Origin of the sequence: Streptomyces rubiginosohelvolus, assembly GCF_014649875.1 — a bacterium.
Lineage (GTDB): Bacteria > Actinomycetota > Actinomycetes > Streptomycetales > Streptomycetaceae > Streptomyces > Streptomyces rubiginosohelvolus.
This window is the reverse complement of record NZ_BMTW01000009.1, coordinates 237,875-254,797: the sequence shown is the minus strand read 5'-3', so window position 1 is coordinate 254,797 and position 16,923 is coordinate 237,875. Positions and strand designations below refer to the sequence as shown.

The 16,923-nt window shown below is 70.6% G+C and carries 13 protein-coding genes, 1 tRNA gene and 2 pseudogenes; 12 read left to right on the top strand and 4 right to left on the bottom strand.

From position 1 onward, the window contains the following. Positions 1 to 91: 91 nt before the first annotated feature. From IE134_RS21525 to IE134_RS21490, 8 genes are read left to right on the top strand one after another with little or no spacing between them, the layout of a single operon-like run. On the top strand, positions 92 to 1,348 hold the full coding sequence (locus IE134_RS21525; RefSeq protein WP_030711947.1) for an inositol-3-phosphate synthase: 1,257 nt from the start codon (positions 92 to 94) through the stop codon (positions 1,346 to 1,348). After that, a complete protein-coding gene (locus tag IE134_RS21520) occupies positions 1,345 to 3,081 on the top strand; it encodes an SCO3242 family prenyltransferase (RefSeq protein WP_444545690.1) in 1,737 nt (578 codons plus the stop codon). The genes IE134_RS21525 and IE134_RS21520 overlap by 4 nt, the downstream gene beginning before the upstream one ends. Further along, positions 3,078 to 3,950 (top strand): sugar phosphate isomerase/epimerase family protein, encoded by an 873-nt coding sequence (locus IE134_RS21515; RefSeq protein ID WP_030711939.1) that lies wholly within the window; start codon positions 3,078 to 3,080, stop codon positions 3,948 to 3,950. The genes IE134_RS21520 and IE134_RS21515 overlap by 4 nt, the downstream gene beginning before the upstream one ends. Then, the gene (locus tag IE134_RS21510; RefSeq protein WP_229823681.1) at positions 3,944 to 4,660 is read left to right on the top strand and encodes an EboA domain-containing protein; all 717 of its coding nucleotides are present in this window, start codon (positions 3,944 to 3,946) and stop codon (positions 4,658 to 4,660) included. Before IE134_RS21515 ends, IE134_RS21510 begins: the two co-directional genes overlap by 7 nt. Beyond that, positions 4,660 to 5,508, top strand: coding sequence for a TatD family hydrolase (locus IE134_RS21505; RefSeq protein WP_010058264.1), 849 nt, complete (start codon positions 4,660 to 4,662; stop codon positions 5,506 to 5,508). Before IE134_RS21510 ends, IE134_RS21505 begins: the two co-directional genes overlap by 1 nt. Before the next feature lie 7 nt (positions 5,509 to 5,515). Then, a complete protein-coding gene (gene eboE, locus IE134_RS21500; RefSeq protein ID WP_030711933.1) occupies positions 5,516 to 6,691 on the top strand; it encodes a metabolite traffic protein EboE in 1,176 nt (391 codons plus the stop codon). Then, positions 6,688 to 8,106, top strand: a complete 1,419-nt coding sequence (locus IE134_RS21495; protein WP_189431400.1) for an alkaline phosphatase family protein — start codon at positions 6,688 to 6,690, stop codon at positions 8,104 to 8,106. Before eboE ends, IE134_RS21495 begins: the two co-directional genes overlap by 4 nt. 55 nt (positions 8,107 to 8,161) lie before the next feature. Further along, entirely contained in the window at positions 8,162 to 9,250 is a 1,089-nt protein-coding gene (locus tag IE134_RS21490) for a sugar phosphate isomerase/epimerase family protein (protein WP_098020590.1), read from the top strand. A 79-nt stretch (positions 9,251 to 9,329) separates the two neighbouring features. Here the strand turns inward: IE134_RS21490 and IE134_RS21485 are convergent, their stop codons facing one another. Beyond that, complete coding sequence (locus IE134_RS21485; RefSeq protein ID WP_098020591.1) at positions 9,330 to 10,634, bottom strand: DUF2254 domain-containing protein; 1,305 nt, start codon at positions 10,632 to 10,634, stop codon at positions 9,330 to 9,332. A gap of 164 nt (positions 10,635 to 10,798) precedes the next feature. Between IE134_RS21485 and IE134_RS21480 the strand changes: the two genes are divergently transcribed. Further along, positions 10,799 to 10,886 (top strand) — tRNA-Leu (locus IE134_RS21480). A gap of 58 nt (positions 10,887 to 10,944) precedes the next feature. Here the strand turns inward: IE134_RS21480 and IE134_RS34240 are convergent. Further along, positions 10,945 to 11,490 carry a hypothetical protein gene (locus IE134_RS34240; protein WP_229823680.1) on the bottom strand — a complete coding sequence of 182 codons (546 nt, stop codon included), beginning with the start codon at positions 11,488 to 11,490 and terminating at the stop codon, positions 10,945 to 10,947. Positions 11,491 to 12,384: 894 nt separating this feature from the next. Here IE134_RS34240 and IE134_RS21470 point away from each other — a divergent pair. Next, positions 12,385 to 14,310, top strand: coding sequence for a GmrSD restriction endonuclease domain-containing protein (locus tag IE134_RS21470; protein ID WP_030711921.1), 1,926 nt, complete (start codon positions 12,385 to 12,387; stop codon positions 14,308 to 14,310). 24 nt (positions 14,311 to 14,334) lie between these two features. On the opposite strand, the gene IE134_RS21465 is transcribed toward IE134_RS21470, so the two are convergent. Together IE134_RS21465 and IE134_RS34675 are read right to left on the bottom strand one after the other, a co-directional pair. Next, positions 14,335 to 15,591, bottom strand: a complete 1,257-nt coding sequence (locus IE134_RS21465; RefSeq protein WP_189431399.1) for a hypothetical protein — start codon at positions 15,589 to 15,591, stop codon at positions 14,335 to 14,337. 201 nt (positions 15,592 to 15,792) lie between these two features. Further along, positions 15,793 to 16,009: pseudogene (locus IE134_RS34675) on the bottom strand (DNA helicase UvrD); the annotation flags it as partial. A 175-nt stretch (positions 16,010 to 16,184) separates the two neighbouring features. Between IE134_RS34675 and IE134_RS21460 the strand changes: the two are divergent. Beyond that, positions 16,185 to 16,451, top strand: coding sequence for a hypothetical protein (locus IE134_RS21460; RefSeq protein WP_126932344.1), 267 nt, complete (start codon positions 16,185 to 16,187; stop codon positions 16,449 to 16,451). Between the two features lie 45 nt (positions 16,452 to 16,496). Further along, a pseudogene (locus IE134_RS34670) lies at positions 16,497 to 16,793 on the top strand (Hsp70 family protein); the annotation flags it as partial. Positions 16,794 to 16,923 lie beyond the last annotated feature (130 nt).

Here is a 16,923-nt window from a genome sequence, read left to right as displayed (position 1 = left end):
AGCCGCCTCTGCCGACGACGGGCGGGGGAAGCACGCACCTTCCCCCGTCCGTCGTCCTCCACCCCGACACATCCCCCCAGGGAGGCAGCCCGTGACCGCACACGCCGATCGTGAAGGCCGAACCGACGCCCCAGGCCGCACCGACGCGCCGCTCACCGCCGAGGCCCCCGGCCTCGTGGGGACCGTGGGCCGTCCGGAGGCCGTGGGCCTGGCCGGTGCCGAGGACCGTGCGCAGGTCGCGGGCCGCACCGGCGTCTGGTTCATCGGAGCACGCGGCTCCGTGGCGACCACCGCCACCGCCGGCTGCGCCGCCATCGCCGCGGGCCTCCACCCGCCGACCGGCATGGTCACCGAGACGCCTCCCTTCGCCGACAGCGGACTGCCCGCCCTGACCGACCTGGTCTTCGGCGGCCACGACACCCTCGACTGCCCGCTGTCCAAGCGGGCCGAGGCGCTCGCCGACGGCGGCGTCCTCCCACACGGGCTGCCCTCCGCCGTACGCGCCGAACTCGACGCCGCCGACGCCGAGATCCGGCCCGGCGGGCCCCTCCCCGGCGACACCCGCACCGACCAGGAACTCATCGCCGCGTTCGCCGCCGACCTCACCGACTTCGCCCACCGCCACGACCTGGCCCGCACCGTCGTGATCAACGTCGCCTCCACCGAACCCGCCCCAGGACCCGGCGACACCCGGCTGCCCGCCAGCTCCCTCTACGCGGCCGCCGCCCTCCGCGCCGGCTGCTCCTACGCCAACTTCACCCCGTCCACCGGACTGCGCACGCCCGCGCTCACCGACACCGTCGCCTCCAGCGGACTTCCCCACGCCGGACGCGACGGCAAGACCGGCCAGACGCTGCTCCGCTCCGTGCTCGCCCCGATGTTCCTCCAACGCGCCCTCGCCGTACGGGCGTGGTCCGGGTCGAACCTGCTGGGCGGTGGGGACGGGGCGGCGCTGGCCGATCCGGCGGCGGCCGCCGCCAAGAACGCGGGCAAGGAACGCGTCCTCGCCGACACCTTCGGCACCGCCCCCGAGGGCGAGGTGCACATCGACGACGTGCCCGCCATGGGCGACTGGAAGACCGCCTGGGACCACATCGCCTTCGACGGCTTCCTCGGCTCCCGCATGATCCTCCAGACCATCTGGCAGGGCTGCGACTCGGCTCTCGCCGCCCCGCTGGTCCTGGACCTGGCCCGGCTGCTCGCCCGCGCCCACGAGGCCGGGATCAGCGGCCCCCTGCCGGAGCTGGGCTTCTACTTCAAGGACCCGGACGGCGGCACATCGGCGGCACTCGCCGAGCAGTACGCCACCTTGCTCTCCTTCGCCGAGCGGCTGCGGGACCAGGCGTGAGGCGGCGGGGGCGAGTCCTGCCGGCCGCGCTGGTCGCGGCCCTGGCGGCCCTCCCGGCGGGGCCCGGACGGCGGAACGGTTTTCCTCACGGCGTGCGGACGGACGCCGTGACCCATGACAGCCTGTCCGGCGCGGGTGGGACTGCGCCCGCACCGGACAGGCCCGGACCGCCCCCCACGGGCCGGAACGGGGAACAGGGCGCGGACGCGGGCCCGGGCCTGACGGACGCGGCTTTCGGGCCGGGCGCGGGGGCGGTTGTCGGTTCGGGCACTGGGCAGGCCGCCGGATCGGGCACGGCCCCGAGCACCGGAGCGGGCATCGGACCTGCCAGTGGCCCGGCCGCCGGACCCGGCACCGGCGTGGGCAGCGGCCGGGGCGCGCCCCGGCAGCGCCTGCGGGCCTGGGCGGAACTGCTGCGCGTCTCCGCCCTGTTCTCCGTGCCCGGGGACGCCTTGGCCGGCGCGGCCGCGGTCGGCCGTCGGCCCGGCCGGGGCACCGCGCTGGCGATCGGCGCTTCGCTCTGCCTGTACGAGGCCGGGATGGCCCTCAACGACTGGGCCGACCGCGACGAGGACGCCGTCGACCGCCCGCACCGCCCGATCCCCTCGGGCCGCATCAGCCCGGCGGCGGCCCTGGGCGCGGCCGGGGTGCTGACCGCCGCGGGCCTCGCCCTGGCGGCCCGGGCGGGCCGCCCCGCACTGACGGTCGCCACGGGCCTGGCCGCCACGGTCTGGGCCTACGACCTGCACCTGAAGCACACGAAGGCGGGCCCGGCGGCCATGGCGGCGGCCCGCTCGCTGGACCTCCTGCTGGGGGCGACGGCTGCTGTGACGGCGACGGGCACGGCCAGGCGTACGAGTGCTGGTGCGGCGGGTGGAGGCAGCCGGCCCGACAACGTTGCCGGGCCGAGGACGGCGGCGCGTGCGCTTCGCACCCCCGGACCGGGGCCGGTCATCCTGCCGCCCCCGACGCGCGGCGGCCTGACCGGGGCCCTGCCCGCGCTGCCCGCAGCCTTGGTGCTCGGGGCGCACACCTACGGCGTCACCGCCGTATCGCGCCACGAGACACAGGGCGGCTCCACGGGCACGCCACTCGCGGTGCTCGCCACGACGACGGCACTCGCGGCAGCGGTGCTGGGGGAGTGGCGAGGGCGCTGGGGGCAGAGGCCGGAGGGTCTCGCGACGAGGGGCCCGGCAAGTGTCGGACCCGCCCCGCACCCGGAGGCCAGCTTCGCCCGGGCCGCCGACTCCGGCGCGGGCCCAGGACGAGCAGCACCCCTCGAAGGCATCCTCGGGTGGGCCGCCGCCCTTGGCGTTACCTCGCAGCCGGGGGGTGGCTTCCCCGGACAGTCCGCGGTTCCCGGTGCGACCCCGCAGCCCGAGGGCACGCTCCGGAGCGGCCTCCCCGGCTGGGCGCAGGCCGGGCCCGGCGGCGGCGCGGTTCCTGCGCCACGCCCCGAAAGCCTGCTCGGCAGGACCGTCGCCGACCCCACCCGCCTGCTGACCCTCGCGCTCACCGGCGCCTACCTCCGTACCGCCGCACCACCCCTCCTGCACGCCGCGTTGAACCCGTCGCCGCCCCTGACCCAGCGGGCGGTCGGCGGTGGCATCCGGGCCATGATCCCGCTCCAGGCCGCGCTCGCCGCCCGCGCCGGATCGCCCGTCACCGGTCTCGCCGTCATGGGGCTCGTCCCCCTCGCCCGCAGCCTCGCCCGGAAGGTGAGCCTCACATGACCCTCCACCTCGGATACGGCACCAACGGGCTCACCGACCTCCGCCTCGACGACGCCCTCGGCCTGCTCGCCGACCTCGGCTACGAGGGAGTCGGCCTGACCCTCGACCACATGCACCTGGACCCGATGGCCCCGGACCTCACCGAGCGCACCCGCCAGGTCCGCCGCAGGCTCACCTCCCTCGGGCTCCGGGTCACCGTGGAGACCGGCGCCCGCTATGTCCTCGACCCGCGCCGCAAGCACGGCCCCTCCCTCCTCGACCCGGACCCCGACGCCCGGGCCGCCCGCACCGCGCTGCTGGTCCGCGCTGTCGACGTGGCGGCCGAACTCGGCGCGCACGCCGTCCACTGCTTCAGCGGCATCACCCCGCCCGGCACCTCGACGGACACCGCGTGGAAACGGCTCACCGAAGCGCTCACCCCCGTCCTCGAAGCCGCCGACCGGTCCGGCATCCCCCTCGCGATCGAACCCGAACCCGGTCACCTGCTCGCCACCCTCGCCGACTTCCACCACCTGCGCGGTCTCCTGGGCGACCCGGGACCGCTCGGCCTCACCCTCGACATCGGCCACTGCCAGTGCCTGGAGGACGCCTCACCCGTGGAGTGCATCAGGGACTCCACCCCCTGGCTCCGGCACGTCCAGATCGAGGACATGCGACGCGGAGTCCACGAGCACCTGCCGTTCGGCGACGGGGAGATCGACTTCCCGCCCGTGCTCGCCGCCCTGGCCGCCTCGGACTACCGGGGCCTCACCGTCGTCGAACTGCCCCGCCACTCCCACGCCGGCCCCGAACTGGCGCACACCTCGATCGACTTCCTGCGCGACGCGATGACGCGCGGTACCGCGACGAAGGGAGCCGCCCCGTGCTGACGTCCTCCGACTCGCTCAAGTCCCGCAAGGAACTCGACGCCGAACTCGGCGGCGCCGCCCGCGCCTGGCTCGACGAGGCACTCGCCGAAGCCGCCCACGACGCGGCCCGTGCGCCAGCCGCCTCCGGCACCCCCCACCCCGAGGCGAGCCCGTACGCCTCCCCGTCCTGGGAACTGCGCTTCGCCGCCGCCGGCCGGCACTGCCGCCAGGAGAACGCCGACTCCGTACGCTCCCTCCTCCTCGTCGAGGCCCGCGCCCCCCTGTCCTCCGTCACCCGGCTCTACGAGCAGGGCACCGCCGCCGAACGCCGCGCCGTCCTGCTCACCCTGCACCTCCTCGACCTCGGCGACACCGCACTCCCGCTCATCGAGGACGCCCTGCGCGCCAACGACACCCGGCTGGTCGCCGCGGCTGTCGGCCCCTACGCCGCCGACCACCTGGACCCGCACGCCTGGCGGCACGCGGTGCTGAAGTGCCTGTTCAACGAGGTGCCCGTCACGGCCGTGGCCCGGCTGGACGACCGCGCCCGCGGAGATGCCGAACTCGCCCGCATGCTCAGCGACTTCGCCGCCGAACGCACGGCGGCGGGCCGCCCCGTCCCCGAAGACCTGCGCACGGTCCTGGCCCTCACCGCTCCGGCCGACGAGGGCGGCCACCCGGCCGGCCCGACCGCAGCTCCCGCAGCCCCCGCCCCCACGGAGGAGTCCTGATGCGCATCTTCGACCCCCACATCCACATGACCTCCCGCACCACCGACGACTACCAGGCGATGTACGACGCGGGCGTCCGCGCGCTCGTCGAGCCCTCCTTCTGGCTCGGCCAGCCCCGCACCTCGCCCGCCAGCTTCTTCGACTACTTCGACGCGCTGCTCGGCTGGGAGCCCTTCCGCGCCTCCCAATACGGCATCGCCCACCACTGCACGCTCGCCCTCAACCCCAAGGAAGCGAACGACCCCCGCTGCACCCCCGTCCTGGACGCGCTGCCCCGCTACCTCGTGAAGGACTCCGTCGTCGCCGTCGGCGAGATCGGCTACGACTCCATGACCCCGGCCGAGGACCACGCGCTCGCGGCTCAGCTCCAGCTCGCCGCCGACCACGCACTGCCCGCCCTCGTCCACACCCCGCACCGCGACAAGCTCGCCGGTCTCCACCGCACCATCGACGTCATCCGCGAATCGAACCTCCCCCCGGAGTTCGTCCTGCTCGACCACCTCAATGAAACAACCGTAAAGGCCGCCACTGACAGCGGCTGCTGGGCCGGGTTCTCCATCTACCCGGACACCAAGATGGACGAGGACCGGATGGTCACCATCCTTCAGAACCACGGCACTGAGAAGATCCTCGTCAACTCGGCCGCGGACTGGGGGAAGAGCGACCCCCTGAAGACCCGCAAGGTCGCCGACGCGATGCTGAAGGCCGGCTTCACCGAGGACGACGTCGACCAGGTCCTGTGGCGCAACCCGGTCGCCTTCTACGGCCAGAGCGGCCGCCTCCAGCTGGACGTGCTCACCCCTGACCCGCTCCACGAGGGCAACTCCATCCTGCGCGGCGGGGAGTGAGGCGGCCATGCGCTTCCGCCACCCGGACGGCTCGACGGTCCACCTCGCCTACTGCACCAATGTCCACCCCGCCGAAACCCTCGACGGCGTCCGCGCCCAGCTCCGCGACCACTGCGAACCCGTCCGCCGCCGACTCGGCCGGGACCGGCTCGGCATCGGCCTCTGGCTCGCCCGGGACGCCGCCCGCACCCTGATCAACGACCCCGCCGAACTGCGCGCCCTGCGCTCCGAACTCGACAGCCGCGGCCTCGAAGTGGTCACCCTCAACGGCTTCCCGTACGAAGGGTTCGGCGCCGACGAGGTCAAATACCGGGTCTACCGGCCGGACTGGACCGAACCCGACCGCCTCGCCCACACCACCGACCTCGCCCGCCTCCTGGCCGCCCTGCTCCCCGACGACGCCACCGAGGGCACCATCTCCACCCTGCCCCTCGCCTGGCGCACCCCCTACGACGGCGACCCCGAGGCGGCCCGCACCGCGCGCTCCGCCCTCACCACCCTCGCCCAGCGCCTCGACGCCCTGGCCGAGATGACCGGCAAGTCCATCCGTATCGGCCTCGAACCGGAACCGGGCTGCACGGTCGAGACCACCGCCGACGCCATCGCCCCGCTCACCGACGTCGGCCACGACCGCATCGGCATCTGCGTCGACACCTGCCACCTCGCCACCTCCTTCGAGGACCCGGCGACCGCGCTCGACGCCCTGGCCGCCGCCGGTGTCCGCATCGTCAAGTCCCAGCTCTCCGCCGCCCTGCACGCCGAGGACCCGCATCTGCCCGAGGTCCGCACCGCGCTCGCCGCGTTCGCCGAACCCCGCTTCCTGCACCAGACCCGCACCAGCACCGCGGCCGGGCTGCGCGGCACCGACGACCTCGACGAGGCCGTCGCCGGCCGGGCGCTCCCGGACTCCACCCCCTGGCGCGCCCACTTCCACGTACCGCTGCACGCACCCCCGGCGCCCCCGCTCACCTCGACGCTGCCCGTGCTCCGGGACACGCTCGCCCGGCTCGTCGGCGGACCCGCGCCCCTGACCCGGCACCTGGAGGTCGAGACGTACACCTGGCAGGCGCTGCCCGCGGAGCTGCGCCCCCGCACCCGCACCCAGCTCGCCGACGGCATCGCCGCCGAACTCACCCTCGCCCGCGACCTCCTGGTCGACCTCGGCCTCAAGGAACTGCCATGAGCGCGCCCGAACCCGGCACCGAAACCGCACAGGGGACCGGCGGCCCCACGCCCCTCCTCGTCCTCGACGTCGTCGGCCTCACCCCGCAGCTCCTGGCCCACATGCCGAACCTCCGGGCCCTGGGGGAGCAGGGCGCGCAGGCCCCGCTGTCCACCGTGCTGCCGGCCGTCACCTGCGCCGCCCAGTCCACCTTCCTCACCGGGGCCATGCCCGCCGAACACGGCATCGTCGCCAACGGCTGGTACTTCCGCGAACTCGGCGACGTCCTGCTGTGGCGCCAGCACAACGGACTCGTCGAGGGCGACAAACTCTGGGACGCCGCCCGCCGTGCCCACCCCGGTTACACGGTCGCCAACATCTGCTGGTGGTACGCGATGGGCGCCGACACCGACTGGACCGTCACCCCGCGCCCCGTCTACTACGCCGACGGCCGCAAGGAACCCGACTGCTACACCCGGCCCCCCGCCCTGCACGACGAACTGACCGACAAGCTCGGCACGTTCCCCCTCTTCCACTTCTGGGGCCCCGGCGCCGACCTCGTCTCCTCCCAGTGGATCATCGACGCCACCCGCCACATCATCGCCACCCGCACCCCCGACCTCGCCCTCTGCTATCTGCCGCACCTGGACTACGACCTCCAGCGCTTCGGCCCCGACGATCCCCGCTCGCACCGGGCCGCCGCCGAGCTCGACCGGGCGGTGGCCCCGCTGCTGGCGGACGCCCGGGCCGAGGGCCGCACGGTCGTCGCCCTCTCCGAATACGGCATCACCCGCGTGAACCGCCCGGTCGACATCAACCGCGCCCTGCGCCGGGCGGGCCTGCTGGAGGTCCACACCCAGGACGGCATGGAATACCTGGACCCGATGGCCTCACGCGCCTTCGCCGTCGCCGACCACCAGCTCGCCCACATCTACGTACGCCGTCCCGAGGACCTGGAAGCGACCCGGGCCGCCCTCGCGGACCTGCCCGGCATCGAGCAGCTCCTCGACGACGAGGGCAAGAAGGAGCACCACCTGGACCACCCCCGCTCCGGCGAACTGGTCGCCGTCGCGGAGAAGGACGCGTGGTTCACGTACTACTACTGGCTCGACGACGCGCGCGCCCCCGACTTCGCCCAGCTCGTCGAGATCCACCGCAAACCCGGCTACGACCCCGTCGAGCTCTTCATGGACCCCGAGGACCCCTACGTCCGGGTCAAGGCCGTCTCGGCGGTCGCCCGCAAGAAGCTCGGCATGCGCTACCGCATGGCGGTCGTCCCCCTGGACCCCTCACCTATTCGCGGCAGCCACGGCCGCCTCCCCGAGAGCGACGACGAAGGTCCGCTCATCCTCAGCTCCACCCCCCACGCGTTCACCGAACGGGTCAGGGCCACCGAAGTGAAGTCCCTGCTCCTCCAGCTTGCCGGACTGCACTGACAACGCCCCGGCACCGCACTGCTCACCCCACGTCACCCAAGGGAGTCACGCGAACATGAGCCGCACCTCCAAGGACACCGAACTCGCCCGCAGACTGAGCCGCCGCAACATCCTCGGTGTCGCCGCCGGAGCCACCGCCGCCACGATCATCGGCACCGCGAGCGCCCAGGCAGCCGACCGGGGCCAGGGCCACGGGCACGGCAACGGCCATGGCCACGACCACGGGCATGGGCACGGGCACGGCAAGGGCAAGCCCGTCCTGCCCCCCGGCCGCCTCGGCATCCAGCTCTACAGCCTCCGCGACCAGATCTCCACGCTGGGCTTCGCGCCCGTCTTCGCCGAACTGGAGAAGTACGGCTACGACGAGATCGAACTCGCGGGCTACACCCAGGGCTCCGCCGGCCCCATCACCCTGGCCCAACTCAAGAGGCTGGCCCGGGACCACGGCCTCAACCCGATCGGCAGCCACGTCGGCTACTACGACGACAACAACCCCGGCGCGTACACCTTCGCCCAGAACCTGGAGAAGGTCCTCGACGACGCCCAGGCGCTCGGCCTCAAGCACATCGGCACGGCCTCAGGACCGTTCCGCTACGGCTCCACGGTGGACGGCTGGAAGCGCGCGGCCGACGACTTCAACAAGTACGGCGCGGCCGCCCGCAAGCGGGGCATGAAGTTCTACCAGCACAACCACGCCGAGGAGTTCTCCTTCGCGACCGACAAGCCGAACGTCCGCCTCTACGACGTCCTGCTCGCCGAGACCGACCCGGACCTCGTCTTTCTGGAGATGGACATCTACTGGGCGTACTGCGCCCAGTTCCGCTTCAGCAAGCGCGTGGACGGCACCCGGGCCCCGCTCGACCCGCTGAAGTACGTCCTGAAGTACCCGAACCGCTACCCCCTCTTCCACGTGAAGGACGGGGTCCGAGACGAGACGACCCGCGACGGCTACCGCATGTCGGACGTGGGCGACGGGGACATCGACTACAAGACGTTCCTGTCCAAGGTCACCAAGCGCACCCACCACGGCCGGACCTACCACCACTGGCAGGCCGAGCACGACAACCCGGTCGAGTCGCTCGCGTTCGCCCGCAAGTCCAGCGAGCACCTGCACTCGCTGCGCGAGGGCCGCTGCGGCGACTGACGCACGAGGCCCGGCCCGCCGGAGAGATCCCGGCGGGCCGGGCCGCACCGCCCCCCCCCGTGCCTCCGCCCCTCCCCGATTACCCGATGCCCTGCCGGTCCGGCAGCAGGGCGAACGCGCGGTCGGCGGCCACCGGAACGCCCCGCTCCATGGTCTGGACGAGCAGCTCACGATGTCGGGCCAGTGACTTCCTCCGGTCCCCGGGAACGATCAGCAGCAGATCATCGAGCCCCGCCATGAGCCGCCGCGAGACCTGAGGGCTGCCGGCGAGACACCAGCGGATCTCCTCGAAGGCGAGATCCACCAGGTCGTCCCAGCCCGGACCGTCCTGCACGAGCCGCACCCGTCCGGCCCGGTCCCGGTGATGGACGGTGCCGAGCGGCAGATGCGCCACGGCCGCGAGGAACTGCACGATCCGGTCCAGGCACTGCACAGCGGTGGTCGGATCGTTCACGGATGTGGAGAGCGCCCGCAGCGCGATGTCCGCGAGCTGACGCAGCCCGAAGGCCAGATCCTGGTGCAGCGTGCGCTCCACCGACACGGAGACGGCGTACCGCAGCCGGAGCCGGGGCGGCACGGCCCCGCCGTGAACGGCGAGCATCGGCGTCCCCGGCACGACGAAGTCCCCGATCCGGGGGATCACCCGCAACACCACACCCTGCCGCCGCGCGGCCCTGACCAGCCGCGCCGTGTTCACGTCCCGCAGCACCCCGGCGCGCCCCTCGTACACGACGCGCGCCGTCTCGGACCCCACCTCGTCATCCCCCTGCGGCCCCCGCGGCATCCTGCCGAGGACGCGGAACGAGTCCCGCGCGATCCGGTCGACGACCGGCCCGACCTGCATCAGCCGGAGCGTGGCGCTCACATAGACGACGAAGAGCAGCAGACTCATCCCGACGAGCACCAGGATCAGCAGGCTCTGCACCAGCGGGACCGACACCACCCGGCGCGGGTCCGTCTCGCTCTCGTACGAGGAGAGCACCAGCAGAGACACGAGGAACGTCGCCAGGAACACCGTCATCGTGAGCTTGCTGATCCGGCTCCTGACGAAGATCCGCACCACGCGGGGGGTGAGCTGACCGCTGGCCATCTGCACCGCGACCAGCGAGATGCTGAAGACGACACCGATGAACGTCATCATCGCCGAGCTGACGGTGGTCACCACGGTCTTCGTGTCCTGGGAGAACCCGATGAGGTCGCCCAGCTCGTCGTACGCCTCCTCCCGCTGGAGCAGCCGGACGATCGCGTCGTCGAGTTCGGTGGCGACGAACCACAGCACGAACACGCAGACGAACCCCATGGTCGGGGCGAACCAGAACGTGTCGCGCAGATGCTCGCGCAGAGGGGACAGCGGGCGGGGCCGGCGGTAGCCGCGATCACTCATGAACGCGAAGGTAGCCCCGCGACCCCCACGGACCGGGGAGGCCGACCGCCCACCGGCCCGCCGCACCGCACTGACCACCGGATATGCGGGTGAAGGGCACGCCGAACCCCTGGTATTGTTTTCCATGTCGCCGCGGGGAACACACCGCGAACGACAGACACCTTGTCCGGGTGGCGGAATGGCAGACGCGCTAGCTTGAGGTGCTAGTGCCCTTTATCGGGCGTGGGGGTTCAAGTCCCCCCTCGGACACCAGCAGAACGTTCATGAGATCGTTCCGAAGCGTTCGCGAATTACCGGTGAGTCATGTGACTCACCGGTAATTCGTCGTTTCTGGGGCCTCGAATCCTGTGATCGGCTCGACCAGGGGTGAGGCGGTGGCGGACCAGGTACTGCGCCTCTCACCTGTGGAAACAGGACATGCCTGCGCGACGGCTGTCGTGATCTCGCAGTGCACCTTCCCGGCCACCAGGGTGATCGAATGCTGCCGCAGGTGCCCCGCCGCGATCAGCATTCGCCCGACCGCCTCGGTGGCCGATATCGCCTGCACCGCGGGCCACGAGGTCCGAGACCACCGCCCAGGCTCCGCTGGCACTGCGCATGGGGAGAGGGCGCCTCTTGCCCAGTGCGCCGCACAGACACCTTCGGCACCCGTCTCCGCGACGGCGATGTGCACTGTGGCGGCCAAATCGTCTTCGGTGAGGCTGCCGGGGTCCAGCACCGTGTCCAGCAGCTGAGCCGGGGCTTCGAAGATCACCTTGCGCGTACGGCGGCCGTCCAGCCCGAGAGCCGCCTCGGCGATGTGCTCCAGCGTCGAGGAGCGCGCGAGCTCACCGAAGCCGGGGTACTCGTCGGCCATCATCAGAGTGGAGGCCAGGATCTTCCGCGGTGCCTCCGGCCCGGGAAGCGGGACGAGGATCGCGGCGTCGGAGCGGGAGAGGAACGCCTCGTCGAGGACGGTGGTGAAGTTGCTGGTCGGACGAAGAAGAGGTGCGGGTGCTCGACGGCGTTGAGATCGAAGACGGTGAGCAACGCGTCGGTCGCGGCCGGCGACGCCGCGGAGCGGGCGACCGCCACCGGCCCCACGCCGTTCGAAATACCGGTCAGTCACATGACTCGACCGGTAATTCGTGAACGTTTCGGGGGGCCGAGGACCCCCTCTCGCGTCGGCAGGGTGTCGATAACCGGGCACCTGGTGAGCAGTCCGTGCCCGCAGCCGGGGCTCAGGGGCTCATCAGGCGGGGAACAGCATGCGGCTTCAGCGGCGAGGGCGGCCTCGTGCTCGGGCTGGTCGAGCTTCTGCGGGGTGGCGGCCGAAGGATTCGGCAGGGCAAGGTCGTTGACGCCGACGACGGCGGTGTAGCGGTATTCGAGCCCTAAAAGGTGTGCATGTACCCCCCAGGTTGCCTGCGTCGTCGGTGCCGGGCGACTCCCGCGTGGACCACCCGGCTTGCGGGGACCCCGGCCGCGATCGAGCGGTCCTTGCCTTTCTCGCAAGTCAATGTGACTGCGCACAGATACCGATCTCCTCGTACGCGGCACCGCCGTCCCCCAACTCACGCACTGCTCGAATAAGTCGTCGAGTTCAGCCTCTCCCATCTCCGCCGCGCGGACGCGCGGCCTGAAACCGTGCAAGGCCGAGCGGGGTACGCGACGACCCTGGCAAGCGAAGGTGGTTTCCCTCGGACGCAGTTGGCCCTCCTCGGCAGTTGATAGCGTGTGTGCGGCGGAGCACACACAGGTTGGGGGCAGCATGGGGCTGGCAAACCAAAAGATCGCTTCTCAAATCGAGGAACTGCTGCAGGGCAAGGTCGTCATCCCCTCAATCCAGCGCGACTTCGTCTGGATGAGGCCCGACGTGCGCGATCTCTTCGATTCCCTCTACCGAGGCTATCCCGTCGGTGCCCTGCTGTTGTGGAAGACCAACCTGACCGTCCCCTTCAAGACGGCTGCCGTCGTCCAGGCCGACAAGTCGGCGCACCAGCCTCTCTACCTCCTGGACGGGCAACAGCGGTTGACCTCCCTGGCTTGGGTGTACCGGCCGGAGTCAAAGGCGGACGGCCGCCTTATCGACCTGCGCTTCGATGTGCGCACCGAGGAGTTCGTCAACCCGAGCGCGATCCAAAGCAAGGACCCGCTTCTCTTCCGTGTTTCCACCTTGCTGCAGGAGAACGTGCAGTACCACGAGGAGCTCAAAGCGGCCGGGATCGACTACTCCGCCCCGCAGTTCGGCGCATGGATGCAGTGCTTGCAGAAGGTGCACGACATCCGCAAGCAGGAGATCGCCGTCATCACCTACGAGTCCGACGACTACGAGGAAGTCGCCGAACTTTTCGCCCGGTTGAACAAGGGCGGTCGAAGGCTGTCCAAGGGTGACCTCGTCTACAGCGCCATCGCGGCGCGGTGGTCCGACGGCCTGGACACGATGGACGCCTTCCACCAGGAGCTGCAGGACAGCAACTTCGCCCTGAACAGGGAAGCTGTCCTGCGTCTCACGAGCCTCCTCGCGGGAACCGGCGCCCATCACATCAAGCTCATCGGGGCGGACATGGACGAAGCCGCCCTGAAGGAGGCCTGGCACGCCACCGAGAGGGCGCTGCGCTTCGCCATCGACTTCCTGAAGGGCGAGTGCGCGATCCCTCGGTCCGAGGTCCTCTCGTCACCGAACGTCACCATCCTGCCCGCCCTGCTGCTGCACCACCGGGACGGCAAGCTGCGTCCGGGGGAGGCTCAGCTACTGCGTCGCTGGGTGTACACGGCGATGGCGTTTAGTCACTACTCGCTGCAGGTCGAGGGTAAACTCGACGCGGAGGCAAGGCTTATCAAATCGCGTGAGGGAGACGGCCTGTTCGCCGAACTCATTCGCCGAGCCTCCGGCACTCGGTCCCGGGACAGCGCCCTCCACCCGAGGGATCTGGAGCAGAAGTACTCCACGCATCCCTTCTTCAAACTGCTCTACATCGCCGCGTTGCGGGGCACGGCGCGGGACTGGGCGACCAACATCGCCATCAGCGACCAGCCGATGAACAGCGGCGCCAAGATCGAATTCCATCACGTGTTCCCGCGCGCCCGAGTTCAGGGGACATTCGCGAAGGAGGAATGGAACAGCCTCGCCAACCTTGCCTTCGTCACCGGTCAGACGAATAAGATGATCTCCTCTGGGCTGCCCGTCGACTACATGGCGGGGATCGCACCGGAGCGCCTGGCCGAACAGTGGATCCCCGGCGATCCGGAGCTGTGGTCCCTGGACCGCTTCCCCGACTTCCTGGCCGCACGCCGGAGTCTGCTGGCCAACGTCCTCAACGAGTTGCTCGGTCTTCCCCACTACGACGCACAGGTCATCCCCCGGGACACCGACGAACTGCCTGCCGACGAGCAGCTGATCGTGGAGGGCCCGACCGCACCTACGCTCGTCGGGGCGGAAATCCAAGAACTTCGCACGAAGCGCGGTGTCGCGATCCACGCGGTCTACGAAGGCCAGCGCGTCGACGCCTACTACGATCCCCTGTCGCGCGTTGTGAGGATCCCCTCCGGTCCGGGACGAGGCGAGTACGAGACTCCCAGCGGGGCGGCGGTCGCCGTGGTTCACGTCCTCAACCCGCACGTCAATCCGAATCGGAACGGATGGAACTTCTGGACCGTAACTGCTACAGGACGGTTGTTGCAAAGCATTCGGTAGTGAACGGCCCCTCCATTCGTCCACCTACGTCGGGGTTCCGCGCTTGTGAGGTTTGACGTAGGTGTGCCCCTTCGGCAGCTGATGAGTCCCGGTGAGGCCGGCGCTGCGATGAGCTTCGGCGTACGCGGCCTGGGCCGTAACGCTGGCCTGCTTGCCCAGGTGTTCGATCTTCATCAGGTGCCCCGCGACGCCGTGCTGTGAAGAGGGGCTCGGCAGGTGTACGACTCGCTGGCTCTTCGGCTTGGGCAGTACGAAGGGCGTGTAGCAGACGAGGCGGACCGTTCTCTCGCCCGGACGGGCCGGAAAGTGAAGAAGGCCGTCGGCCGCACAGCTTCCTGTTTCCCAGGTGAGGCGGCTGCGGCTGATGAGCCCGTTCACCGAAGCGCGGATCGCGTTGCTCGAGTAGTGGTGGGATATGCCACGGCTGCGAACGCCGCGGATCAGGTTCTCCACCGGCAGAAGCGCGCTGCCCGCCTCGTCGAGATAGCCGAGTTTGCGGATTGTCTCCTGCACTAGCACATCGAGCGAGACACCGATGCCCGCTGGGCTGTGGGCGAGGCTCATCGGGAGTTCACGGGCGATGATCCGGGGGTCGAACGCGTGAGAGAACCGCTTCCCCCCGATGAAGACGGGACGTTCCAGCGGGGTGAGAGACAAGCGCAGCCGGCTGCGGTCCAGTTTGGCCGTGATCCGCGTGCCGGGCATGAGTCCCGCGCCCGCCCACCGGATCCCTCGGAGGTGCTCTTTGGTGACCTTCTTGCAGAGCGAATCCAGTAACACTGTCGGGAAGCCGCGGCCGTGGTCAAGGTGCACGACCTTCGCCGTCCGGATCCGACGTGCGGCCTGCGAGGGGAGCGGACACTGCCCGTGCTCCACGTGATGCCGGCGGATCACGAACGTCCACTGCAGTTCGGAGGCCGTCTCGACTACGTCATGGGGTTGACCCGGGTCCGGTTGCCGGATCACTACCGTCTGGTCGAGCCTGGAGGTTGCTGCACCTTCTGCACTGTCAGGAGCCGAGGCAGTGCCGACGACCGGGGCATGAGGCTCATGCGTACTGGCCACGTCGGTGAGTCTAGAAAGGTGGCAGTCCGCGCAGTGGGCGAGTTTCCTGCCCGCACTCGTGGTCTTGATGGCGACCACCGCGTCCTTGGTTGCCCTGCTGCATTGATGGCACCTGAACGAAATTGGTGCGGAGAGCTTCTGCAAGGTCCAGCGCACATGAGTACGTGTGCTCTGCAAGATCTCTGCGCCCTGGAAGTGCGTTTCCTGAGCACTCACGATCGGCCCCCTTGCCGCGCGAACTCCGCCGTGCCCTGCCCTGCCCCTCCGGTCGCGCCGGTGCGCCACGTCAGCGCCGGCGGCGGAGCGCCACGGGTGGCGATCGCCTTGTTCCGTGTCCGTGCCCTGCGCGGGACACGAAGCTCTGACGAAGAGTCTGCCTGACCCATGCCAGCAGAACCAGGCAGTGAGGAACTCGATCTACACTCCTGCCTCCACCAAAAAGCGGACTGGGCTTGCCCGACCAGGAGACGTACAGGCTTGCGCGGGCTCTTGTGCAGGCGACGAACAGCAGGCAGCGCTCCGACAGTATGTCCGTCTCGTGCCGCTCGGAATCCACCTTGGGCGGTGCGACCGCCTTCGGGAATGGCAGCGCGTCCTCGGTGACGCCGATGACCGCGACGCATCGGAACTGAAGGACGGCGGCATCGACGGCCTTGGGGTCGCAGCCCAGCTTGAAGAACACCACGTCTGGGCCAGCTCGGAGAAATTCCGCATCACGGTCGCGGCCGCCTCCCTCTTCAGCCGGATGAATGAAGGCGTCTCCGCCCAGCTGCTCGACCTGCCCGACGCAGTTGTCACCGTCTCCGCCAATGCCACGGACGGCGCGCTACAGCACCAGTGCCACGGCAGCGCTCGACGGAGTGAGGTTCCGGGCCCTGCACGACGAGCCCACCGTGGCTGCGATCTCGTACGCCCGCGACGTCCCGATCCCCGGCCGTTTCCTCGTCGAAGAGCAGAACTCCCGCCGCATCACGGCTCTCGGAGGCCTGGAGTTCGACAACGCGCTGGCCAAGCTGATACAGCAGAAGATCGGCCTGACCGCGGACCAGCTCACCAAGGCCGAACGACGCCGGTGATGCCGGTCGGTCGAGCCGACGAAGATCGCCCTGTCCCCCGTGCTGATGGATGGCGCGCTCTTCTTCGATCTCCCGGTCGGCCTCGCCTCCTCGATCTCGAGGCGAGGTCAGGATCACCGCGGCCGAATACACCGAGGCCGTCACCCCGCTCATCGCCCGCCCCTGGAGCTGGTCCAGCAGCTCCTGGCCATCTCCTCGGGCGACATTGACTCCGTTCTGGTGATCGGCGGCACCTCGCAAATCCCCCGGGTGCATCGTGCCCTGGGCGAGCTCCTGGGTCATGATCGCATCGTCGACAGAGGCCTGTGCCGGCCCACGACCGCCGTCGCCCGAGGTGCAGCCATCTGTGCGGCCCCCTCGACGGCGAACTCGGCGACGACAAAGACTTCTCCTTGGTCACCAGCTACGACCCGGGGTCTTTCGCTCTTCCGGACCGGTGGCGTGCCCCGGTGGGCAGAGTCCGGATGCGCTG

Bases quoted from the DNA above. Each gene is read 5' to 3' on its own strand.
- IE134_RS21485 (WP_098020591.1), bottom strand. From the start codon at position 10,634: ATGAGTGATCGCGGCTACCGCCGGCCCCGCCCGCTGTCCCCTCTGCGC.
- IE134_RS34240 (WP_229823680.1), bottom strand. From the start codon at position 11,490: ATGGCCGACGAGTACCCCGGCTTCGGTGAGCTCGCGCGCTCCTCGACG.
- IE134_RS21515 (WP_030711939.1), top strand. From the start codon at position 3,078: ATGACCCTCCACCTCGGATACGGCACCAACGGGCTCACCGACCTCCGC.
- eboE (WP_030711933.1), top strand. From the start codon at position 5,516: ATGCGCTTCCGCCACCCGGACGGCTCGACGGTCCACCTCGCCTACTGC.
- IE134_RS21490 (WP_098020590.1), top strand. From the start codon at position 8,162: ATGAGCCGCACCTCCAAGGACACCGAACTCGCCCGCAGACTGAGCCGC.
- IE134_RS21460 (WP_126932344.1), top strand. From the start codon at position 16,185: ATGCCACGGACGGCGCGCTACAGCACCAGTGCCACGGCAGCGCTCGAC.
- IE134_RS21495 (WP_189431400.1), top strand. From the start codon at position 6,688: ATGAGCGCGCCCGAACCCGGCACCGAAACCGCACAGGGGACCGGCGGC.
- IE134_RS21470 (WP_030711921.1), top strand. From the start codon at position 12,385: ATGGGGCTGGCAAACCAAAAGATCGCTTCTCAAATCGAGGAACTGCTG.
- IE134_RS21505 (WP_010058264.1), top strand. From the start codon at position 4,660: ATGCGCATCTTCGACCCCCACATCCACATGACCTCCCGCACCACCGAC.